The organism is Streptomyces sp. NPDC001530 (genome assembly GCF_042894545.1).
GTDB lineage: Bacteria > Actinomycetota > Actinomycetes > Streptomycetales > Streptomycetaceae > Streptomyces.
Map to the genome: position 1 here is coordinate 197,852 of NZ_JBIAVS010000004.1, position 21,120 is coordinate 218,971.

At 70.2% G+C, this 21,120-nt stretch carries 19 protein-coding genes; 10 read left to right on the top strand and 9 right to left on the bottom strand.

All coding sequences use genetic code 11. The annotated features are described in order from the left end of the window. Positions 1–58: 58 nt before the first annotated feature. Complete coding sequence (locus tag ACFY0T_RS08865; RefSeq protein ID WP_388866208.1) at positions 59–661, bottom strand: hypothetical protein; 603 nt, start codon at positions 659–661, stop codon at positions 59–61. A gap of 386 nt (positions 662–1,047) precedes the next feature. Here ACFY0T_RS08865 and ACFY0T_RS08870 point away from each other — a divergent pair, with 386 nt between their 5' ends. From ACFY0T_RS08870 to ACFY0T_RS08880, 3 genes are all read left to right on the top strand, one after another. After that, a complete protein-coding gene (locus tag ACFY0T_RS08870; protein ID WP_388866211.1) occupies positions 1,048–2,175 on the top strand; it encodes a sugar ABC transporter substrate-binding protein in 1,128 nt (375 codons plus the stop codon). Positions 2,176–2,290: 115 nt separating this feature from the next. After that, positions 2,291–2,782 (top strand): hypothetical protein, encoded by a 492-nt coding sequence (locus ACFY0T_RS08875; RefSeq protein WP_388867027.1) that lies wholly within the window; start codon positions 2,291–2,293, stop codon positions 2,780–2,782. A gap of 89 nt (positions 2,783–2,871) precedes the next feature. Further along, positions 2,872–3,528 carry a M15 family metallopeptidase gene (locus tag ACFY0T_RS08880; RefSeq protein WP_388866213.1) on the top strand — a complete coding sequence of 219 codons (657 nt, stop codon included), beginning with the start codon at positions 2,872–2,874 and terminating at the stop codon, positions 3,526–3,528. A gap of 142 nt (positions 3,529–3,670) precedes the next feature. Here the strand turns inward: ACFY0T_RS08880 and ACFY0T_RS08885 are convergent, their stop codons facing one another. The 3 genes from ACFY0T_RS08885 to ACFY0T_RS08895 are packed head-to-tail and all read right to left on the bottom strand — an operon-like array spanning position 3,671 to position 7,013. Further along, the gene (locus tag ACFY0T_RS08885; RefSeq protein ID WP_388866216.1) at positions 3,671–4,534 is read right to left on the bottom strand and encodes a transglutaminase domain-containing protein; all 864 of its coding nucleotides are present in this window, start codon (positions 4,532–4,534) and stop codon (positions 3,671–3,673) included. A gap of 5 nt (positions 4,535–4,539) precedes the next feature. Next, positions 4,540–5,472 (bottom strand): alpha-E domain-containing protein, encoded by a 933-nt coding sequence (locus ACFY0T_RS08890; RefSeq protein WP_388866219.1) that lies wholly within the window; start codon positions 5,470–5,472, stop codon positions 4,540–4,542. Then, positions 5,469–7,013, bottom strand: coding sequence for a circularly permuted type 2 ATP-grasp protein (locus tag ACFY0T_RS08895; protein ID WP_388866222.1), 1,545 nt, complete (start codon positions 7,011–7,013; stop codon positions 5,469–5,471). The genes ACFY0T_RS08890 and ACFY0T_RS08895 overlap by 4 nt, the downstream gene beginning before the upstream one ends. A gap of 573 nt (positions 7,014–7,586) precedes the next feature. Here ACFY0T_RS08895 and ACFY0T_RS08900 point away from each other — a divergent pair. After that, positions 7,587–8,621, top strand: a complete 1,035-nt coding sequence (locus tag ACFY0T_RS08900; protein ID WP_388866225.1) for a LuxR C-terminal-related transcriptional regulator — start codon at positions 7,587–7,589, stop codon at positions 8,619–8,621. On the opposite strand, the gene ACFY0T_RS08905 is transcribed toward ACFY0T_RS08900, so the two are convergent. Next, positions 8,587–9,555, bottom strand: a complete 969-nt coding sequence (locus ACFY0T_RS08905) for a LuxR C-terminal-related transcriptional regulator (protein ID WP_388866228.1) — start codon at positions 9,553–9,555, stop codon at positions 8,587–8,589. The genes ACFY0T_RS08900 and ACFY0T_RS08905 overlap by 35 nt on opposite strands. After that, entirely contained in the window at positions 9,552–10,544 is a 993-nt protein-coding gene (locus ACFY0T_RS08910; protein WP_388866231.1) for a helix-turn-helix transcriptional regulator, read from the bottom strand. The genes ACFY0T_RS08905 and ACFY0T_RS08910 overlap by 4 nt, the downstream gene beginning before the upstream one ends. A 341-nt stretch (positions 10,545–10,885) precedes the next feature. Here ACFY0T_RS08910 and ACFY0T_RS08915 point away from each other — a divergent pair, with 341 nt between their 5' ends. Then, positions 10,886–11,221, top strand: a complete 336-nt coding sequence (locus ACFY0T_RS08915; RefSeq protein WP_388866234.1) for a hypothetical protein — start codon at positions 10,886–10,888, stop codon at positions 11,219–11,221. 134 nt (positions 11,222–11,355) lie between these two features. Here the strand turns inward: ACFY0T_RS08915 and ACFY0T_RS08920 are convergent, their stop codons facing one another. Further along, the gene (locus ACFY0T_RS08920; protein ID WP_388866237.1) at positions 11,356–11,775 is read right to left on the bottom strand and encodes a pyridoxamine 5'-phosphate oxidase family protein; all 420 of its coding nucleotides are present in this window, start codon (positions 11,773–11,775) and stop codon (positions 11,356–11,358) included. Positions 11,776–11,911: 136 nt separating this feature from the next. On the opposite strand from ACFY0T_RS08920, the gene clpB reads away from it, so the two are divergent. Beyond that, complete coding sequence (gene clpB / locus ACFY0T_RS08925) at positions 11,912–14,563, top strand: ATP-dependent chaperone ClpB (RefSeq protein WP_388866240.1); 2,652 nt, start codon at positions 11,912–11,914, stop codon at positions 14,561–14,563. 182 nt (positions 14,564–14,745) lie between these two features. Beyond that, positions 14,746–15,276 (top strand): YbjN domain-containing protein, encoded by a 531-nt coding sequence (locus tag ACFY0T_RS08930; RefSeq protein WP_388866242.1) that lies wholly within the window; start codon positions 14,746–14,748, stop codon positions 15,274–15,276. An 11-nt stretch (positions 15,277–15,287) separates the two neighbouring features. Here the strand turns inward: ACFY0T_RS08930 and ACFY0T_RS08935 are convergent, their stop codons facing one another. Both ACFY0T_RS08935 and ACFY0T_RS08940 read right to left on the bottom strand, forming a co-directional pair. Continuing rightward, positions 15,288–16,487, bottom strand: a complete 1,200-nt coding sequence (locus ACFY0T_RS08935) for a hypothetical protein (RefSeq protein ID WP_388866245.1) — start codon at positions 16,485–16,487, stop codon at positions 15,288–15,290. A 152-nt stretch (positions 16,488–16,639) separates the two neighbouring features. Continuing rightward, positions 16,640–17,851, bottom strand: a complete 1,212-nt coding sequence (locus ACFY0T_RS08940; protein WP_388866248.1) for a pyridoxal phosphate-dependent aminotransferase — start codon at positions 17,849–17,851, stop codon at positions 16,640–16,642. A 116-nt stretch (positions 17,852–17,967) separates the two neighbouring features. Here ACFY0T_RS08940 and ACFY0T_RS08945 point away from each other — a divergent pair, with 116 nt between their 5' ends. The 3 genes from ACFY0T_RS08945 to ACFY0T_RS08955 all read left to right on the top strand — a co-directional run bounded on the left by ACFY0T_RS08945 (position 17,968) and on the right by ACFY0T_RS08955 (position 21,073). Continuing rightward, on the top strand, positions 17,968–18,261 hold the full coding sequence (locus tag ACFY0T_RS08945; RefSeq protein ID WP_388866250.1) for a hypothetical protein: 294 nt from the start codon (positions 17,968–17,970) through the stop codon (positions 18,259–18,261). 419 nt (positions 18,262–18,680) lie between these two features. Next, complete coding sequence (locus ACFY0T_RS08950; protein ID WP_388866253.1) at positions 18,681–19,184, top strand: DUF2617 family protein; 504 nt, start codon at positions 18,681–18,683, stop codon at positions 19,182–19,184. A gap of 236 nt (positions 19,185–19,420) precedes the next feature. Then, complete coding sequence (locus ACFY0T_RS08955; RefSeq protein WP_388866256.1) at positions 19,421–21,073, top strand: polyamine aminopropyltransferase; 1,653 nt, start codon at positions 19,421–19,423, stop codon at positions 21,071–21,073. Positions 21,074–21,120 lie beyond the last annotated feature (47 nt).

A 21,120-nucleotide genomic window follows, 5' to 3' on the forward strand; every position in this document is an offset into this window, starting at 1 on the left:
AAGCCGTTGGCGATCAGGACTCACGACGGCAGGACTTGGTTGTACCGGTTTTCCGGCCTCAGGCGGCCAGGGCGACGCGCCGGCTTCCCGCGCGGTACAGCGGGGCGAAGGAGACCAGCAGCAGGACCGCGCCGAGCGGTATGAGGTCCTTGTCGGCGAACGGCAGCAGGGTGGCGACGAGGACCAGCACCGGGGCCCACGGCCGCAGTACCCGCCGGGCGGTGAGCCGGGTGACCAGCAGGAGCTGCGCCATGAAGAACAGCATCGGGCCGAAGCTGTAGACGACCGGCTCGATGCCGGGTACGTCCTGGATGCGGGTGAAGAGCTCGGCCATGTCGGCGTGGTCGTCGGACAGGAAGCCGACGACCAGATCGATGCCGAACTGCGCCCCCAGGGCCAGGTATCCGGCCGCGCCCACCCAGAACCCGACGGCGCCCACCCGGTCGCGGCCGCCGATTTCCCGCATCACCTGAAAAGTCCGGACGAAGTACGCGAGACCGACGAGGAAGCACATGTGGCCGATGGTCCAGGCGGCTCCCGGACCGTGGCTGCCGTCGAGGCCGTCCACGATCCGGATGACGCCGTACGCGCCAAGCAGCGCGGGGGCCGCGGCGAAGGGGAGACGTGCGGACACGGGGAGCGTCTGGGCGGTTGAGGTCATGCCTCGACGGTAGGCGTCGCCGACACCCTCCGTGATCAGGTGAACACCCCGACGGAACCCTGAAGTTGAGTGCCCGCTGCCCCTGATGCGTACTCAGGGGTGGCCTCAGGGTCGGCCTCGGAGTCCGCGGGTCGGCCTCGGAGTCCGCCTCAGGGTCGGCGTCCGAATCGGTCTCGGAGTCGGCCCCCCGGGGCGAGGGGCCCGTCCGTGATGTGGAGGGGGTGGAGCCGACCGGTGTGGCCTCTGCTTCACTGTCTTCACGCTTGAAACACCGAACGCCGTTGCCATCTCGTTAAGTGGTTACTCCTTGACGCTGCGGTGATCCGCGCGTTGGCTTTCACGCACCTGGGTCGCAAAGCTGCAACCTCGCCCGGAAGGCACCTGATGTGAACACTCGTAACACCCGTCTGCGTCGCACCGTCATATCCCTGGCCTCGTCCGCCATGGCCGTCACTCTCGCCGGCTGCGGCGTCGTGGACGGGCTTGGTGGCAGCGACACCAAGGCCAGTCCCACGAAGGGCGACGACATCAAGGTGGGCCTGCTCCTCCCGGAGAAGGAGAACACCCGTTACGAGAAGTTCGACTACCCCATCATCAAGGAGCAGGTCGAGAAGCTCACCAGTGACAAGGGCACGGTCGTCTACGCCAACGCGGAGCAGGACGCGGCCAAGCAGAACAGCCAGCTCCAGCAGATGGTGGCCGACAAGGTCGACGTCATCCTCGTGGACGCGGTGGACTCCAAGGCCATCGCGAGCGGCGTTCAGAAGGCGAAGAACGCGGGCATCCCCGTCATCGCCTACGACCGGCTCGCCCAGGGTCCGATCGACGCGTACATCTCCTTCGACAACGAACTCGTCGGCGAGGTCCAGGGCAAGGAGCTCGTCCAGGCGCTGGGCAGCTCCTCGGCCACGAAGAAGATCATCATGATGAACGGCGCCACCACCGACCCGAACGCGGCGCAGTTCAAGGCGGGCGCGATGTCCGAGCTCAAGGACAAGGTCGTCATCGCCAAGACGTACGACACCAAGGACTGGAACCCGGTCAACGCCAAGGCCAACATGGAGAAGGCCATCGCGGCCGTCGGCCTCGACAACATCGCCGGTGTCTACTCCGCCAACGACGGCCTCGCGGGCGCCGTCATCGACACCCTGAAGACCGCGGGCGTCAGCAAGGTCCCGCCGGTCACCGGCCAGGACGCCGAGCTCGACGCGGTGCAGCGCATCCTCAAGGGCGACCAGTACATGAGCGTCTACAAGTCGTACCCGCAGGAGGCCACCGCGGCTGCCGAGATGGCCGTGGCGAAGGTCCAGGGCCGCTCGATCGAGTTCGACGCCCTCACCCGCGACAAGGTCGACAGCCCCACGAACAGGGACATTCCGGCTCAGCTCGTGCCTGTTGTCGCGCTCAAGAAGGACAACATCAAGGACACGGTGCTCCAGGACAGCATCTACACCGTCCAGCAGATCTGCACGGCCAGCTACAAGGCGGCGTGCAACTCGCTCGGCCTCAAGTAGGGCACTCGCTGAACCGTTCGCGGTCCGCCGGTGTCTCACAGGGTGACCGCACGTCGTATCGAACGGCGTACCGCACGGCGTACCGCCGTCGTCTTGCTGGAGGCGCCCCGTGGCCATGATCGGCCTGTTCTGGATCACCGAGGAGAGCGTGTACGTGGGTGCCGAGCCCGAAGGGTACGGGCGCGGCGTGCGGCTCACTCCCGAGGGGATCGAGGCCGTGGGCACGGACCAGAAGGGGTTCTGGGCCTGGGCGGACGTGCGCGCCGTCAGCGTGCAGTACGCCCAGGTGCGTTCGAGCACCCGCTGGCTGGTGCACAGCGTCGCGGACACGGTCCTCGACCTGGCGATAGGCGGCGGCGAGGCCCCGCCCGCCTTCGAGGTCCACGTCCGCACGGACGAGGAGAAGGCCGAACTGACCGTGCACTCGGCCGCCGTCGGGGGCTATGTCCAGTCCGAGTACGAGCTGTCGCTGGAGCTGCTCGAACGGTTCGTGGACGGTACGGCGGACGTGGCACGCCTGCTGGAGTGGGGCCGCGCCGACGGCGGCGGCGCGACACCGTGGCGCGTGGCCCGTGAGGCGCTGCTCAGGAGCTGGGTCGCGGGCTGAACGCAGGGCGCGGCTCTCCGCTTGGGAGACGGCCCCAAGCGGAGCTGATCCGGCCGCGCCGGTGAGGGGCCTTGCGGCATGATCGGCTCATGGCCGAGATCGTGTTGATGTCAGATCCGAGGATCGCCGCGATACCCGTCGTGGAGTGCGGCGAGCCGCTGCTCGACGTGCGGAGCGGCGAGCCGTTTCCCGTCGACGACCGGAGGCAGGACGACTCAGGGGCCTTCGCGCATCTGCGGGAAGGGGTCCTGAGCAGGCTCGTGGAGGCCGGGTCCCTGCTGCCGGCCGGGGTACGGCTGTTGTTCGTCGAGGGGTACCGGCCACCCGCCTTGCAGCGGTTCTACTTCGAGCGGTACGCCGACGAGCTGCGCGCCGACAACCCCGACTGGGACCCCGAGCGCCTCCGCGACGCCGCGAGCCGGTACGTGTCCCCTCCCGAGATCGCCCCGCACAGCGCCGGTGCCGCCGTCGACCTCACCCTCGTCGACGCCGACGACAGCGAACTGGACATGGGTACGCGGGTGAACGCCAACCCGGAGGAGAGCGACGGCGCCTGCTACACGGCCGCGGACGGCATCAGCCCGCGCGCACGAGCCAACCGTCAGCTGCTAGGCGACGCGCTGACCGCCGCCGGACTGGTCAACTACCCCACCGAGTGGTGGCACTGGTCCTACGGCGACCGCTACTGGGCACTCGCCACCGGCGCCGACCACGCGATCTACGGGCCCAGGGAGCTTGATTCCTGACGCATGCGTGCATGCACGCATGCGTCAGGCTTGTGTGAGTCGCGGAGATTCCATGGAGATGCACGCTCTCCTCGCAGCCCAGAAGCGGCCGATCCGGGCACCCCGGATCAACGGATGGTCAATGCCGGGAGGGCGGTGGAGTTCACGCCACCCGCGTGAACTCCACCGTCACCTCCGGCGGCCCCCCGGCCACCCCCCGGTACACCCCCTTGTGCGGGGTCACGTCGTCGTAGTCGCGGCCTCGGCCGACCACGACGTGGGACTCGTCGGCTCGGGTGCTGTTGGTGGGGTCGTAGCCGGTCCAGTCGCCCGCCCAGTACTCGATCCAGGCGTGGCTCTGCCCGGCGACGGGGCGGTGGAGTTCGGCCTCGCGTTCCGGGTGGAGGTAGCCGGAGACATAGCGGGTGGGCAGGCCGAGGCCGCGCAGGAGGGCCGCGGTGAGGTGGGTGATGTCCTGGCAGACGCCCGCGCCCTGCTCCCAGGCCTCCATGGCGCTGGTGTTCACGCCGGTGGCGCCGGGGAGGTAGCGGACCTGGTCGGTGACCATGGAGGAGACCGCGACCGCCGTGTCATGGGGGTCGAGGCCCGTCGCCAGCGCCCGCGCCCGCTCCACCAGCTCCGGCGACACCGTCGTACGGCTGGTCGGTGCCGCGTACTCCAGCAGACGGGACGTCGCCGTCGCCTCGGCCACCTCCGCCCAGGTGGGGGCGGGCGTCAGCGGGCCCGGCGGTGCCGTCTCCACCAGGCTGGACGCCGTGATGGTCAGATCCGCGTGCGGTTCCATCAGGTCGAAGCCGGTCACCTGGGTGCCCCAGTAGTCCCAGTACGACCAGGTGGCGGTGGACGGGTTCACCGTCACCCGCGCGTCCAGGGTGGTCTGCCCGGGGAGCGTCAGCGGCGTCATACGGACCTCGTTGTGCGAGGAGACGGCGGCTTGCGCGTACGCGACGCGGGTGGTGTGCCGGATCCGGAGACGGCGGGTCACGGGTGTCACGGGAGTGCTCATCTCGCTCACGCTCCTTCCTGGGCCCACTCGACGGGCCCCTGGTACGGGAAGAACTTTTCCGCCACCGCCTCGGCGGACGCCCTGCACGCCTGCTGCAAGTCCCGGAGGAGGAACGGCAGTTGATCCTCCAAGGTCGCAAGGTCGAGATATTCGAGGCGGGTGCGCATACGGCCTATCGGGCGGCGCGCCGGGTCCTGGCGCGGGCGGCCGAGCGCCGACAGACACTCCTCCGCCGTCGTCAGCGCGTGCAGCGCAGAGCGCGGGAAGTCCCGGTCCAGGAGGAGGAATTCGGCCACCCGCGGAGTGTCCCCGAAACCGCCGTAAACGCGGGCATACGCCTCATCCGCTCCGCTCGCGCTGAGCAGCGTCGGCCAGTCGGGCGCGTGCGCCGCGTCCAACACCCGTACGGACAGCAGTCGTACGGTCATGTCCACGCGCTCCAGGCTCCTGCCCAGCACCACGAAACGCCAGCTGTCGTCCCGGCTCATCGTCGAGTCGGCGAGCCCGAAGAAGAGGGCGGCCCGGCGGCGTACGAGCTCCAGATAGGCGTACGGGCCCGTGCGGCGCGCGGCGAGGCGCTGGTCGGCGAGGGCGTGCCAGGTGGAGTTCAGGCACTCCCACATCTCGGAGGAGACGGCCTCGCGGGCGCTGCGCGCGTTGAGGCGGGCCGCGCCGAGCGCGCCCTCGATGGAGCAGGTGGAGCGCGCGTCGAAGGCGAGCTGGTCCAGCACCTGCTGCATGTCGACGCGTTCGTCGCCCGCGTCGACGCCGAGGATCGCGTAGAGCGAGCGGCAGGCGACGTCCTCGTCGCGCCAGGGGTCCTCGAGGAGGCGGTGGAGGTAGGCGTCGAGGATGCGGCCCGTGGCGTCGGCGCGCTCCACATACCGCCCGGTCCAGATCAGGGCTTCGGCTATCCGGGAGAGGATCACGTCGTTCACTGCTGCTGTGCCCCTTCCTGTACGACGGTGGGGGTGCCGTCGGGTCCGAGCTGGCGGGGGACCACGTCGGGCACCGCGCCGTCGAACTCCCGTGGCGGACGCTCGGCGGGCCCCTCCGCGAGCACCCAGGTGTCCTTGGAGCCGCCGCCCTGGCTGGAGTTGACGATGAGGTTGCCCTCCTGGAGCGCCACCCGGGTGAGCCCGCCGGGCAGCACCCACACATCGCTGCCGTCGTTGACAGCGAAGGGGCGCAGGTCAATGTGGCGCGGCGCCATGCGTTCGCCCGCGAGGGTGGGGGAGGTGGACAGGGCGACCGGCCGCTGGGCGATCCAGCCGCGCGGATCGGCGGCGACGGCCGCGCGGGTGCGGTCGAGGGTCTCCCGGTCGGCCTTGGGCCCGATGACGATGCCCTGGCCGCCGGCGCCGTCGACCGGCTTGATGACCAGCTGGCCGATCTGGTCGAGCACGGCCTCCAACTGGCCCGGTTCGTCCGGCCGGTAGGACTCCACGTTGGGGAGAATCGGTTCCTCGCCGAGGTAGTACCGGATGAGGTCCGGGACGTACGTGTAGAGGAGTTTGTCGTCGGCGATGCCGTTGCCGACGGCGTTGGCGAGCGTGACCGTGCCCGCCTGCGCGGCACTCATGATGCCCGGGCAGCCGATCACCGAGTCGGGCCGGAAGTGCAGCGGATCCAGGAAGTCGTCGTCGAGCCGCCGGTATACGACATGGACCGGCATCTCCCCGCGCGTGGTCCGCATCCAGACCCGGTTGCCGCGGCAGACGAGGTCGTGCCCCTCCACCAGCTGTACGCCCATCAGCCGGGCCAGCAGGGCGTGTTCGAAGTACGCGGCGTTGCTGGGCCCGGGCGTGAGGACGACCACGCGCGGGTCGCCGACCCCGTCGGGCGCGGCGGCGCGCAGCGCGGCGAGCAGCTTCTGCGCGTAGCCGTCCACCGGCACCACGTGCTGCTCGGCGAAGAGGGAGGGGAAGATCCGGGTCATGGCGCGCCGGTTCTCGATGACGTACGACACGCCCGAGGGGACGCGAACGTTGTCCTCGAGGACCCGGAAGTCCCCGGCCTCGTCCCGTACGAGGTCGATCCCGGCGACGTGGATGCGCACGCCCCCGGCCGGCTCGACCCCGTGCGCGGCTCTGTGGAAGTGCGGCGAGTTGAGCAGCAGCCGCCATGGCACCACCCCGTCCTCGAAGGCCCGGCAGGGGCCGTAGGCATCGCCGAGATAGGCCTCCAGAGCCCTGACCCGCTGGGCCACCCCGCGTTGTATGAGATCCCATTCGAGTGCGTCGAGAATGCGCGGCACGAGATCCAGCGGCCAGGGCCGTTCCTCACCCGCGAAGGCGTAGGTCACACCCCGGTCGGTGAAGGCCCGCGCCATCTGATCGGCCCTGAACCGCAGTTCACCCGGTTCGATCGGCTGCAGCGCCGCCAGCACCGGCTCATAGGCGGTCCTGACCTCACCCGGCCGCTCAAACATCTCGTCCCACGCATCGGCCAACGCGTACGCGTCAAATATGTCCGCCATGACCTGACGTTAAGTGCGGTACGTAACACGCCGATCACTCGACGATTTCCGGCAGCTCACGCGGTGTTTTGTGGATGCCGGGCCCTGGCCGGAAAAGGTGGGTGATCGACCAGGGCCGCGCGGAGCGCCGTCGCGCGCGGGGGAACCGGTTCCACGAGACACCGGGCGCCGGGGCACGGCCACCGTCATCTTGTTGCAAGGGGCGGGGCGGAGGTGGGGATTTCTCCCCACAAAGGCGGGCGAAAAGGGGCGCGCGGGCGGGGCAGCCGTGTTGCGATGCCGGACGCGTCCGCGCATAGTTGCGCTGCGGAAGACGCTGGAACGCGGCTGGGCCCTGTCGTCAGACTCCCGCCTGCCCCGCGACGCCTGGCACGCACGCTCGCCGCACCGGGCACAGACCCAAGTACATCCCGTACGAGGGCCTGCACCCGGCACGCCGAGAGCACGCACCAGACACCGCGGGGCCCGCCCTCCGGGCGGACGACGGGAGTCTGACGACAGGACCTAGGCAGGTGCGTCGCGAAAGACGCTGGAACGCGGGCTTACGCCAAGGGCTGGAGCCAGGGGTGGGAGATGGCCGGGCACGGGACGGACAGGCATCCGCACGGCGCTGACCGACTGTGCGAGGCCGGCGACCGGGTGTACTCCCGGGCCGTGCGGCGCGGCCGCGTGCCCCGCGAGGACGCCGAACCGGTGCCCTGTCTGCTGGAGTTGGCGCTGCTGCACCCCGACCCCGACGACATGGGGTGGCTGGTGCCGACCTCGCCGCAGGAGGTCATGACACGGCTGCTGCAGGGGGTGTACGAGGAGGTCAGCGCGAGCCAGGCGCGCGTGGGCGACGCGGTGTCCGCGTTCGAGTGGTACGCGGGGCTCGGCGGGCGCATCCAGGCGCCGGCCGAGGGCGTGGCGATCCGCGTCCTCGACGGACTGCCGCGGATCCGGGCCGCCATGGACAAGGCGACCGAGGAGTGCACGAACGAGGTCCTGACCGTGCAGCCCGGCGGCATCCGCCGTGAGGACGAACTCTCCGAGGGCCTGCACCGGGCGCTGGAGATGCGCCGCCGCGGCGTGCGCATGCGCGACCTGTACACGCATGTGGCCCGGCACGGCCAGGGCCTGCTCAACTACATGGAGCTGATGGGCGACGCGGCGGAGGCCCGCACGCTCGACGAGGTCGTGGAGCGCCTGATCCTCTTCGACCGCAGGGTCGCCTTCATCCCCGCGAACCCGGACCGCACCATCGCGCTGGAGCTGCGCCACCCGGCGCTGGTGGACTACCTGGTCACCGTCTTCGAGCGGCTGTGGCGGCTGGCGATCCCGCTGACCTCACCGCTCCCTTCGACGGGCATCGAGGGCATCACCCACCGCGAGCGCTCGATCGCCGCCCTGCTGGCGGAGGGCCACCAGGACGCGGTGGTCGCGGAGCGGCTCGGGATCAGCGTCCGTACGTGCCGGGCGCACATCGCCCGCCTCTCGGAGACCTTGGGAGCTGCCAGCCGCACCCAGTTGGGCGTGCGCATCGCCCAGGCGGGGCTGGACGGACCGCCTCGCTCGCCCGAGCTCCAGCAGGTGGTCATCCCTGGTCAAGAATCCCCGACTGGCCTATGAGATAGCCGAGTTGGGCCCGGCTCTCGCTGCCGAGGGTGGCGGCGAGTTTGGCTATGTGGACTCGGGCGGTGCGGACGTTCATGCCTAGGCGGTCGGCTATGGCGGCGTCGGTGTGGCCTTCGATGAGCAGGGCGGCGATGGCGCGCTGGCGGGTCGTGATGCCGTTCAGGGAGGGCTGGGGGGTCGCTTGGGGGTACATGGGGGTGGCGAGCTGCCAGAGCTGTTCGAAGGCGGCGACCAAGTAGTCGACCAGAGCCGGATGGCGTATCTCCAGGGCCATGGTGCGGTCGGCGTTCGCGGGGATGAGCGCCACCGTTCGGTCGAGCACGAGGAGCCGTCGGGTGAGCTCGTCCAGGGTGCGCGCCTCGACATCGCCGACCAGCTGCTCGTAGCGGCCGAGCACCGCGAGGGAGTGGCGTTGGGTGTGCTGGTAGAGCGTGCGCATGCGCCCTCCTCGGTCGAGGAGGCTCTGGTCCCGCACAACGAAATTCCCCATGCTGGAGGGGGGTCGTCTCCCGGGCTGGATGACGAGCAGTTCCTGGCTGCACTCGGCCATGAGGTCGGTGATGCGCGCGTTGATCTGCGCCATTCCCTCCAGCAACGAGATCGCGAGGGGGTCGGCGCCGGGGACGATCTGGGCGTCGAGCGTGATGAACGGCTCGAAGGTGTCGGCGAGTTTCGTCTCGCGTCGGCGCTGGTGGGCGATGTCCTCTTCGATGGTTCTGAGCAGTCGGGGAAGAGCTACCGAAGGGGCGACGGGACGCAGCCAGTGCGCGTCCTCCACGTCCGGCTGGAGCAGGCCGAAGCCCGTCAGGCAGGGCGCCGATCCAACAGCATCCCGCTGGACCCTGCCCTCGCGCAACGCCCGCTCGTACAGGGCCGAACCCGTCTCGCAGAGGTCCTCCACGCCGTGCTCCCGGTGCGCCGTGGTCACTCCGCGGCTCCCTCCTGCTTCAGGATCCCCGACTCGGCGATGAGGTAGCCGAGTTGGGCCCGGCTGCCGCTGCCGAGCGCGGTGGCCAGCTTGGCTATGTGGGCGCGGCAGGTACGGACGTTCATGCCGAGGCGGCGGGCTATGGCCTCGTCGACGTGGCCCTCCACGAGGAGCTTGGCGATGGAGTGCTGGATGTCCGTGATGCCGTCGGGGGCCGTTTCGTAGGGGGCGCCGGCGTTCAGTGGGACCGCGCGGCCCCACATGAACTCGAAGACCTTGATCAGGTAGCGGACGAGGCCGGGGTGCCGCAGTTCCAGGGCGACCTGCCGGTCATCGCGGGTGGGAATGAACGCGACGGTCTCGTCGCAGATGATCAGCCGCTCGACGAGTTCGTCGATGGTGCGGTACTCCACCTTGCCGTTGGAGAACTGGTCCACATAGGCCTGTGTCTCGGGGCTGTACCGGGCTGTGTGCTGATAGAGGGTTCGGATGCTCACCCCTCGTTCGGTCAACGGCCTGTCGCGTTCCAGCCCTTGGACGAGGGTGTGCTCAAGCCGACGGCCGCTCGGCTGAACCGTGAGCATCTCGTTCCGACACTGTGCCGTGGCCACGTCGAGCGCCGCGTTGATCCGGTCGAAGCCTTCCAGCACCGTGATCGAGTGAGTGCTTGATGTCACCTGGGCGCTGATGGCCATGAACGGCTCGAAAGCATCGGCAAGTTCGATCGACATCCGCCTGCGCTCTGTGATTTCGCTTTCTATGGGGTTGAGTCGCTGGGCGAGGGCGACCGAGGGGGGTACCGGGCGCAGCCAGTTCACGTCGTCAGGATCGGGATGAAGAAGGGCGAACTCCATCAAGCAGGGAGCCGCCTCCACGTCCGCACGCGCGACGCGTCCCGTGCGGAGAGCGTTCGCATAAAGACGGGCGCCCTCGTCACACAGCTCGGTCACCGCGTGGGGATGTGTCGCCTTAGTCCCATTTGTTGCCAAATCTCCACCCCCCAGGGTCCTGAACGTGCAGGAACATGATGCATCGATTGTGTGGCCATGACGTGCCCGAATGAGCCATCGTCGTATTCGACGGGGGAAGAGGAGACCTTCAAGTGAGGACGAAGCCGACTATGCGTAAGAGAATGCTTCGCTCGATGCTTGTCGCCGCCTTCTCCGCCGTCGTGGCCTTTGCAGCGCTGAGTGGCCTTGCCGGTACGAAGGGTGACGATAAGGCGGACAGTACCTGGGGACCGTCGGTGGCATCCGCCGCACAGGTGAGTGACAGCACCTGGGGTGTGGGATCTCCAGCCGGCGCAGACGACAGCACTTGGGGCTGACCGATGACTACGCCACCCGACGACCGCTCCTTCCGCCGCGAAATGGCCACCGCCTACCGCTCCGGCTGGCACTTCATCGACCTGGCCACCGCCATCCCCCACAGCGGTGACTCGCTGATGGTGACCGTGTTCGGGGAGCCGGTGGTGGTCGCCAGGGACGATGACGACGACATCCGGGCGTACCGGTGTCTGCGGCGGCCTCGGGGGGCGCCGCAGCCGGTGCGGTGCGCCATTCGATACGGAATGATCTTTGTGAACCTCGACCAGCGTGACCACCAGCTGGCCGGGCCGGAAGCCCCGGACGTACAGACCATTGCAGCCACCCCCCGCAGTGCCTGACGCGATTCCCCCGTCGTAGTAGATCGCGCAGGTACTTCCCCCCGCAGCGGCGTCACCGTGACCTGAACACGGTGACGCCGCTGCAGTTTTACGTGAAACCTCCTGGTATCGGCCCATACCGACAGAGGCCGAAATCAGCCGCGCCCCATCGCTGAGGTCAGCTCGATCTCGATGACCACCCGGGACGGGTTCGGCGAGGGCACCCGCCCGTACCGCTCCGCGTACCGCCGCTCCGCCTCCGCTATGCGTGCCGGGTCGACGGACACCGTCGCCCGCCCCTCCAGCGTCGCCCAGCGGCGGCCGTCCACCTGGCAGACCGCGACCCGCGCGCCGTCCCCAGAAGCGGCGGCCGCCAGGACATGCCCCACCTTCGCGCTGGACTTGTTGGTGATCACCCGCGCCAGGCCCGCCTCGGGGTCATAGGTCACCCCGACCGGCACCACGTGCGGGCTCCCGTCGGGCCGGAGTGTCGACAGCGTGCACAGGTGCCGCTCGCGCCAGAAACTGAGGTAGGCGGCGTCGGGCCGCCGCGGGTCCACCGGATACGAAGCCATGGGCGAAATCTACTTCCCCCTGGCTCCTCCATGTCTCTACTTCCCTCCGCATCCTTGAGTGGAATAGACTCAACTTTGTGCTCGTTGGCACACTCAGCATGGGCAAACTCGCTGACGCAAGGAGGAGAACGCGACCGTGGACGCCGAGCTGACCAACAGGAGCCGGGATGCGATCAACGCGGCCACCAACCGGGCCGTGTCCGAGGGGCACCCGGATCTGACCCCCGCGCATCTGCTCCTCGCGCTGCTCGAGGGGCAGGACAACGAGAACATCATTGATCTGCTGGCCGCCGTCGACGCCGACCAGGCCTCCGTCCGCGCCGGGACCGAGCGGGTCCTCGCGAGCCTGCCCAGCGTGACCGGGTCCACCGTCGCGCCGCCGCAGCCCAACCGTGAGCTGCTCGCCGTCATCGCGGACGCCGCCGAGCGCGCGAAGGAGCTCGGCGACGAGTACCTTTCCACCGAGCACCTGCTCATCGGCATCGCCGCGAAGGGCGGCCAGACCGGCGACGTACTCTCCCGGCAGGGGGCGAACGCGAAGAAGCTCCTTGAGGCGTTCCAGAAGACCAGGGGAGGGCGCCGGGTGACGACCCCGGATCCCGAGGGCCAGTACAAGGCGCTCGAAAAGTTCGGTACCGACTTCACCGCCGCCGCGCGCGACGGCAAGCTCGACCCGGTCATCGGCCGGGACCAGGAGATCCGGCGGGTCGTCCAGGTCCTGTCCCGCCGCACGAAGAACAACCCCGTCCTCATCGGTGAGCCCGGCGTCGGCAAGACCGCCGTCGTCGAGGGACTCGCCCAGCGGATCGTCAAGGGTGATGTGCCCGAGTCCCTCAAGGACAAGCGGCTCGTCGCGCTCGACCTCGGCGCCATGGTCGCGGGCGCGAAGTACCGCGGTGAGTTCGAGGAGCGGCTGAAGACCGTCCTCGCCGAGATCAAGGACTCCGACGGCCAGATCATCACCTTCATCGACGAGCTGCACACCGTTGTGGGAGCCGGCGCGGGCGGCGACTCCGCCATGGACGCCGGGAACATGCTGAAGCCCATGCTCGCCCGCGGTGAGCTGCGCATGGTCGGCGCCACCACCCTCGATGAGTACCGCGAGCGGATCGAGAAGGACGCGGCGCTGGAGCGGCGCTTCCAGCAGGTGCTGGTCGCCGAGCCCACCGTCGAGGACACCATCGCCATCCTGCGCGGGCTCAAGGGCCGGTACGAGGCCCACCACAAGGTGCAGATCGCGGACAGCGCGCTCGTCGCGGCCGCGACGCTCTCCGACCGCTACATCACCTCCCGCTTCCTGCCCGACAAGGCCATCGACCTCGTCGACGAGGCGGCCTCCCGCCTCCGCATGGAGATCGACTCGTCCCCCGTCGAGATCGACGAACTCCAGCGCGCCGTCGACCGGTTGAGGATGGAGGAGCTGGCGCTCAGCAAGGAGACCGACCCCGCCAGCAAGGAGCGGCTGGAGAAGCTGCGCCGCGACCTCGCCGACAAGGAGGAGGAGCTGCGGGGCCTGACCGCCCGCTGGGAGAAGGAGAAGCAGTCCCTCAACCGCGTCGGTGAGCTGAAGGAGAAGCTCGACGAACTGCGCGGCCAGGCCGAACGTGCCCAGCGCGACGGCGACTTCGACACCGCCTCCAAGCTGCTGTACGGCGAGATCCCGACCCTGGAGCGGGACTTGGAGGCCGCCTCCGAGGCGGAGGAGGAAGCCGCCAAGGACACCATGGTGAAGGAAGAGGTCGGCCCCGACGACATCGCCGATGTCGTGGGCTCCTGGACCGGCATTCCCGCCGGACGCCTCCTGGAGGGCGAGACCCAGAAACTCCTGCGCATGGAGGAGGAGTTGGGCCGTCGGCTCATCGGCCAGACCGAGGCCGTACAGGCCGTGTCGGACGCCGTGCGCCGCACCCGCGCCGGCATCGCCGACCCGGACCGCCCGACCGGCTCCTTCCTCTTCCTCGGCCCGACCGGCGTCGGCAAGACCGAACTCGCCAAGGCGCTCGCCGACTTCCTCTTCGACGACGAGCGGGCCATGGTCCGCATCGACATGAGCGAGTACGGCGAGAAGCACACCGTCGCCCGGCTGGTCGGCGCCCCGCCCGGATACATCGGCTACGAGGAGGGCGGCCAGCTCACCGAGGCGGTGCGCAGGAGGCCGTACTCCGTGGTCCTGCTGGACGAGGTCGAGAAGGCGCACCCGGAGGTCTTCGACATCCTGCTCCAGGTGCTGGACGACGGGCGCCTGACGGACGGTCAGGGGCGGACGGTCGACTTCCGCAACACCATCCTGGTCCTCACCTCGAACCTGGGCAGCCAGTTCTTGGTCGAGCCGCTCACCTCCGAGGAGGAGAAGAAGCAGCAGGTGCTGGAGGTCGTACGGGCGTCTTTCAAGCCGGAGTTCCTCAACCGGCTCGACGACCTGGTGGTCTTCTCGGCCCTCGACAAGGACGAGCTGCGGCGCATCGCCAGGCTCCAGATCGACCGCCTCGCCAAGCGCCTGGCCGAGCGCCGGCTGACCCTGGAGGTCACCGACGCGGCCCTGGCCTGGCTCGCCGACGAGGGCAACGACCCGGCGTACGGTGCCCGGCCGCTGCGCCGCCTCGTCCAGACCGCCATCGGCGACCGCCTCGCCAAGGAGATCCTCGCGGGCGAGGTCAAGGACGGCGACACGGTCCGGGTGGACGCCTTCGAATCTGAAGGAGCGTCGCGAAGCGACTCGGTTGAGGGTGGCGGTGGGCGACGGGCGGGCGGGCTGATCGTGGGCCCGGCGACCGGCAAGACCCTGTAACGCCCGGTTACGAGTCCTTCAGCCGGGCGGCGACATCGGCGCGTGGCAACGGGGCGTCGCTCACCGTGACCACCCGCCATGACCGGATCTTGCCAGCCTCGCCCGACAGGCCCCGTCAGGGGTTGGCACCCCCCGCCCCGGATGGGGGAGGATGGCAGGATCCGTACGAAGGGAAATACACGGTGAGCATCGACCCGTCCTCGATTCCGAACTTCGGGGGCCAGCCCGAGCCGCAGCCCAGCGGCCCCGCGGGCCCCGTCGTCCCGGATCAGGACCTCGTGAAGCAGCTCCTGGACCAGATGGAGCTCAAGTACGTCGTCGACGACGAGGGTGACCTCGCGGCGCCGTGGGAGCAGTTCCGTACGTACTTCATGTTCCGCGGCGAGGGTGACCAGCAGGTCTTCTCGGTGCGGACGTTCTACGACCGGCCGCACCAGATCGACGAGAAGCCCGCGCTGCTGGAGTCCATCGACGACTGGAACCGCCGCACGCTGTGGCCCAAGGTGTACAGCCACACCCACGACGACGGCACCGTCCGCCTGATCGGCGAGGCGCAGATGCTGATCGGCACCGGCGTCAGCCTGGAGCACTTCGTCTCGTCGACGGTCAGCTGGGTGCGGGCCGCGATCGAGTTCGACAAGTGGCTCGTCGAGCAGCTCGGCCTGGAGCAGGAGATCAACGAAGCGGAGAAGCCCGAGGACGACGAGGAGTAATCCTCAGGGACTCACAGCGGCGTGTGTGCGAGCACCACCAGATACGCGCCGTATGCGAACGAGAGCCCGGCCAGGGCGCCGACCACCAAGGTCGCGTGCCAGGGCCGGGCTCTCGCCGTCCGCGCCAGCGCCCGCGCCAGCGGCAGCAGCAGCGGGAAGGCCGGCAGCAGGAAGCGCGGCTTCGACTCGAAGAAACCGGAGCCGCCGAGCGCGATCAGCAGCAGCACGCCGCTGTAGACGAGCAGCGACAGCGGTGCGCGATCGGCGATCAACAGTGCGTACAGCAGGACGGCCGCCGCGACGATCACCAGCGTCACCGGGAACACGAAGCGGTCCCCGTGCAGCAGCAGATGCTTGACGAAGCGGAGCGAGCCCGCGCCGAGGTCGAAGCGCGAGCCCCACAGCCGCTGCACCTCGAAGTACCCGCCGAGCGGATCGCCCCTGCGGTGCCCGACCCACAGCACGAAGCCGCCCCAGCCGAGCGGCGCGAGCGCGGCACCTGTCCACAGCCTGTGGGGAACTTTTCGGCCGCGCCGCCGCCAGACCTCGTACGCCGCCGCCGCGAGGACCGCCGCCGCCACCGCGACCCCGTTCGGCCGGGCCAGACCCGCGAGGGCGGCCAGGGTGCCCGCCCACAGCCAGCGCTCGCTGAGCACCGCGTACAGCGACCAGGCGGCGAAGGCGGTCAGGACGGACTCGGTGTACGCCATCGACAGCACCACCGAGTGCGGGAGCAGGCCCCAGAGCAGGACCAGGGTGGTGCCGACCGCGCGGCCGTGCAGCCGGGCCCCGATCACGTACACCCCGCAGGCGGCGGCCGCGGCCGAGAGCCAGGCGACCAGCAGGCCCGCCGTGCCCGCGTTCAGCGGGGTCAGCACGATGACCGCGCGCACCAGCGCCGGGTACAGCGGGAAGAACGCCAGGTCGCTGTGGACGACCGTGGGCTCGAAGTACAGCGTGCGGCCGTAGCCGTGTGCGGCGATCCCGAGGTACCAGATCGAGTCCCAGGACCGCGCGAGCAGGAAGAGCGGGTGCCCGCCGGTGGCCCACGCGGTCGCGGCGAGCACGAGGACGCCGATGAGACGTGCGGCGGCGAACAGCCCCAGCGCGGTCACCACGGCGGTCGGCAGGCTGCGCGCGGCGCGGGACGGACGGGCGCCGTCCGCGGGCTCCGTGAGGGCGGGGCGAGCGAGGGTACTCGGGTGGGTCACACCCGAACTCTGCGTTCCCGAAGGGGTATTTGCGAGCTTTGTGCGTCCGTGCGGGTGCGGTTCACCCGGCCCCGGCGCGCCGTCCGTACGGACGGCGCGTGCAGTGTTAGTGACACCGCGTCCCCAGGACCTCGCGGCTCAAGGCGGCGGAGCTACCAGGCCGCCTTGAGCCGCTTCGCCGCCTCCCGCAGCACCTCCGTCTGCTTGCAGAACGCGAACCGCACGAAGGGCGCGCCGGCCTCCCGGTGGTCGTAGAAGACGGCGTTCGGGATGGCGACGACGCCCGCGCGCTCCGGCAGCGCACGGCAGAAGGCGAAGCCGTCGGACTCGCCGAGCGGCCGGATGTCGGTGGTGATGAAGTACGTGCCCTGCGGGCGGAAGACCTCGAACCCCGCCTCCGTGAGCCCCGCCGCCAGCACGTCCCGCTTGGTCAGCATGTCGGCACGGAACGCCTCGAAGTACGTGTCGGGCAGCGCGAGCGCCTCGGCCACGGCGTACTGGAACGGCCCCGACGACACATAGGTCAGAAACTGCTTCGCCGACCGTACGGCCGTGACGAGGGCGGGCGGCGCGGTCACCCAGCCCACCTTCCAGCCGGTGAACGAGAACGTCTTGCCCGCGCTGCCGATGGTGACCGTCCGCTCGCGCATCCCCGGGAGCGTGGCCAGCGGCAGGTGCTCGGCTTCGTCGAAGACGAGATGCTCGTACACCTCGTCCGTGACCACCAGCAGATCCCGCTCGACGGCGAGCTTCGCGATCTCGGAGAGCTCCTCGCGGGTGAGCACGGTGCCGGTGGGGTTGTGCGGGGTGTTGATGAGCAGCAGCCGGGTCCGGTCGGTGACGGCGTCGCGCAGCTCGTCGAGGTCGAGGCGGAAGCGTCGATGTGCGACTCCGTCGCGGGTGCCCTCGTGCGGGCGCAGCGTGACCGGAACGCGGGTGCCGCCCGCCATCGCGATGGAGGCCGCGTACGAGTCGTAGTACGGCTCGAAGGCGATGACCTCGTCGCCCGGTTCGAGCAGGGCGAGCAGGGTGGCGGCGATGGCCTCCGTGGCGCCCGCCGTGACCAGGACCTCGGTGTCGGGGTCGTACGACAGCCCGTACCGGCGCGCCTGGTGCGCGGCGATCGCGGTGCGCAGCTCAGGGATGCCCGGCCCCGGCGGGTACTGGTTGCCGCGCCCGTCCCGCAGCGCCCGCACGGCCGCCTCCCGGATCTCCTCGGGACCGTCGGTGTCGGGGAAGCCCTGGCCGAGGTTGATCGAGCCGGTGCTCAGCGCGAGGGCCGACATCTCCGCGAAGATCGTCGTCCCGAACTCGGCGAGCCGGCGGTTGAGGAAGGGGCGTGCGCTGGAGGTCATGCCGGTCATCCTGCGCCCAAGCTCTGGACTTCCTCAACTCTGCTTTGGGCCGTGAGACGCGGGGGCATTCCCCTGGCACGGCCCACGGGGGGCTGCAAACGGGGGAACGAAAGGAGGGTGACGCCATGATCATCGGCATCATCCTGGCGGTCGTCTGCGTCGTGCTCGTCGTGGTCTTCATGGCCACCGACCGGAGTCAGGCGAGGGTCACGCCGGCGAAGGGGAGTCGCCGCTCGCACCGCGGCTCCTCGTCGAACAGCGGCAGCGGCAGCTGGTGGGTCGGCGGGGCGGGCGACACCGGCTCGTCAGGGCACCACGGGGGCCACTCGTGCGGCGGTCACTCGTCGTGCGGCGGAGGCTCGTCCTGCGGAGGCGGGTCCTCCTGTGGCGGCGGGGGCGGATGCGGCGGAGGCAGCTGACACGGGGCAGCTGAGCTCCCAGTGAGGGAAGCGCATCCGGAGCACGGAGAAGTGCCCGTCGGACCGGCCCGAACCCAGGGCTGCCGGCGGGTACTTCTGCGCGCCTGGCGCACGCCGTAGTTGAACAGTTGAGCTGTGGAGCCCTCGGGGGGATGGAAACCCTACGAAGTTGGGTAAAAAGGCTGTGGTGGCGCCACAGTTCATGATTCCCTCTCAATCACCAAGGCAGCCCGGGCCGACAGGCCTAAGGACGTCCATCGGTCTTTCCCCGGATCTTTCCTTCGGGCCCTTCAGGTCCGTCAGGTCCTTCGGGTCTTTCCTTCGGACGTCCTTCCGACCGGGCTGACCGGGCCGTTCCCCCGGTGCCGACCGGGTGCGCCGGAACCCCACTCCCTTTTGCGTGCTAGCGGAGCCGACCCATGCTCACGACCCTGAAAACCTCGTACACCGACACGCGCGCGGCCGATCTCGCCTGGACCCTGGGCCGCGAGCCGCTGCCGGCCCTCGCCACGCTCGATCTCGAACTCGCTGGGGCGAAGCTTCAGTTGAGACTCCTCGGCGCGTCCCACCAGGTGCTTCTGGAGGAGGAGCAGGGCAGTTGTTCGGAGACCGTCGCGTGCATCGCCGGCAGCAGCACGCCCCTGCCGCTCGGCGTGGCGAAGCGGGTCGGCGACTGGGAGTACGAGTTCGCGGCCCGGGTCGAGGTGCTCTCGCCCGGTTCCTTCGCGGGCCGCGCCCAGGAGTTGCTGGCCCTGGTCTCCGACCACCCCAACGGCCTGGCTGGCGTCTTCCCCGGCAGCCCCCACGCCTTCACCGCGCTGCTGGCCCAACGCCACGAGGGCCAGGTCCACTGGCGCACGTGGCACGCGTACCCCCAGGACGGCCAGTTGGTGGCGACGCGGACGAGGGTGGGGTGCGGGTGACAGCAGGGGGTGATGTTCTCGGTCCGCCCGGCGTTTGAGGACGAGGCCGTTGAGGCCGATGGGGGTCCAGGGGCGCTTGGCTGGGACGGGGGCGGAGCCCCGGGACGCTCACCACAACCGGGGTCTGAGGCGGAGCTCCAGGGGCGTCCGCCTCGACCCGGGGTGCCCCGGAGGGCAACGGTTTCCACACGTGTGGGTGACGAGGCGTAGCGCCAGCGTGACGTAGCGTTCGCTGCGTGATCGAACCGCACGCGCCCGCTCCCCCCGGCGCGCCGCTGCCGCCCTGGGGCGTCCAGGGTCAGGCGCGGCTGCCCGTCCGCCCGGGCTTCGGGCGGTTCCTCGTCCTCGCCGGCGTATTCGTCTGCGCGGCGTGTGGACTCGTGTACGAACTCGAACTCGTCGCCCTCGCCTCGTACTTGATCGGCGACTCGGTCACCCAGGCCTCCGTCGTGCTCTCCGTCATGGTCTTCGCCATGGGCATCGGCTCCCTCGCCGCGAAGCGGCTGCGCCCGCGCGCCGCGGCCGGCTTCGGCGCGGTCGAGGCGGCGCTGGCGCTCGTCGGCGGCTGCAGCGCGATGGCGCTGTACGCGGTGTTCGCGTGGACGGGCGACTGGGGCGGCCCCTGGGCGAACGGATCCCGCTACCTGCTGGTGGCCTTCTCCCTCACCATCGGCCTGCTCATCGGCGCCGAAGTCCCGCTCCTGATGGAGCTGATACAGCGCATCCGCCGCCAGGACCCGGGTGGAGCGGTGGCGGACCTGTTCGCAGCGGACTACGTGGGCGCGCTGGTGGGCGGCCTCGCCTTCCCCTTCCTGCTGCTGCCGCTGCTCGGCCAGCTGACGGGCGCGCTGCTCACCGGAGCGGTGAACGCGGTGGTCGGCGGGGCCCTCGTACTCGGCCTGTTCCGCAAGGACTTGACCTGCCGAGCGCGCTGGTTCCTGCTCGTCGCCAACCTCGTCGTCCTCGGACTCCTCGCCTCCGCCGCCGTGTTGGTCGACGACTTCGAACGGGCCGCGCGGCACGCGGTGTACGGGGCGGGCGTACGGGTCGCGCTCCAGACGGGGGTTCAGGAGGTCGTCCTCACCGGCGGCACCCACGGCCGCCCGCTCCATCTCTTCCTCGACGGCCGCCTCCGGGTCAGCGGCCGTGACGAGGACCGCTACCACGAGGCGCTCGTGCACCCCGCGATGAACGGCCCGCACGCGCGCGTGCTCATCCTCGGCGGCGGCGACGGCCTCGCGGCGCGCGAAGTACTGCGCTACCGGGGGGTGCGCAGTGTCGACGTGGTCGAACTCGACGGCGGGGTGGTGCGGTTGGCGCGCAGCGACCCCGCGCTGACCGCTCTGAACACTCATGTGTACGACGACGCGCGTGTACACATCATGACCTCGGACGCCTTCAGCTGGCTGCGCGACGCCCCCTCGACGTACGACGTCGTCATCTCGGACCTCCCCGACCCCGGCATCACCGCCAGCACCAAGCTGTACTCGCAGGAGTTCTACGGCCTCGCGCGCCGCGTCCTCGCCCCCGACGGCCGGCTGGCGGTGCACGCGGGCCCGGTCGCCTCCCGTCCCCGCGTCTTCTGGACCGTGGACAGCACGATCCGGGCGGCGGGTCTGCTCACCACCCCCTACCGCGTCGGCGGCCGGGACTCCGGCTTCGCGGCGGGGCCCGACCGCACGGCGGGCGGCGCGTCGAAGGCCCCGGGCGACTGGGGATTCATCCTGGCCTCCCGTACGGGCGTACCCCTGGGCCTGCCGCCGCACGGCCCGCACCTTCGCACCCTCACCCCGGCGGCCCTGGCCGCGGACGCGCGCGCGGCCTCCCGTACCCGCGTCACGGGGGGTCTCCCGCCGTCCACGCTGGTGCATCCGCGGTACGCCGACTGAGGTGGCGGCGGGCGAATCCCGTGATACGTGGGTGCGGTTCGGGTCGT

Coding starts and splice junctions, on each gene's coding strand:
- ACFY0T_RS08865 (WP_388866208.1), bottom strand. CDS start 661: ATGACCTCAACCGCCCAGACGCTCCCCGTGTCCGCACGTCTCCCCTTC.
- ACFY0T_RS08875 (WP_388867027.1), top strand. CDS start 2,291: ATGATCGGCCTGTTCTGGATCACCGAGGAGAGCGTGTACGTGGGTGCC.
- ACFY0T_RS08880 (WP_388866213.1), top strand. CDS start 2,872: ATGGCCGAGATCGTGTTGATGTCAGATCCGAGGATCGCCGCGATACCC.
- ACFY0T_RS08885 (WP_388866216.1), bottom strand. CDS start 4,534: ATGAGCACTCCCGTGACACCCGTGACCCGCCGTCTCCGGATCCGGCAC.
- ACFY0T_RS08895 (WP_388866222.1), bottom strand. CDS start 7,013: ATGGCGGACATATTTGACGCGTACGCGTTGGCCGATGCGTGGGACGAG.
- ACFY0T_RS08900 (WP_388866225.1), top strand. CDS start 7,587: ATGGCCGGGCACGGGACGGACAGGCATCCGCACGGCGCTGACCGACTG.
- ACFY0T_RS08915 (WP_388866234.1), top strand. CDS start 10,886: ATGACTACGCCACCCGACGACCGCTCCTTCCGCCGCGAAATGGCCACC.
- ACFY0T_RS08920 (WP_388866237.1), bottom strand. CDS start 11,775: ATGGCTTCGTATCCGGTGGACCCGCGGCGGCCCGACGCCGCCTACCTC.
- ACFY0T_RS08940 (WP_388866248.1), bottom strand. CDS start 17,851: ATGACCGGCATGACCTCCAGCGCACGCCCCTTCCTCAACCGCCGGCTC.
- ACFY0T_RS08945 (WP_388866250.1), top strand. CDS start 17,968: ATGATCATCGGCATCATCCTGGCGGTCGTCTGCGTCGTGCTCGTCGTG.
- ACFY0T_RS08950 (WP_388866253.1), top strand. CDS start 18,681: ATGCTCACGACCCTGAAAACCTCGTACACCGACACGCGCGCGGCCGAT.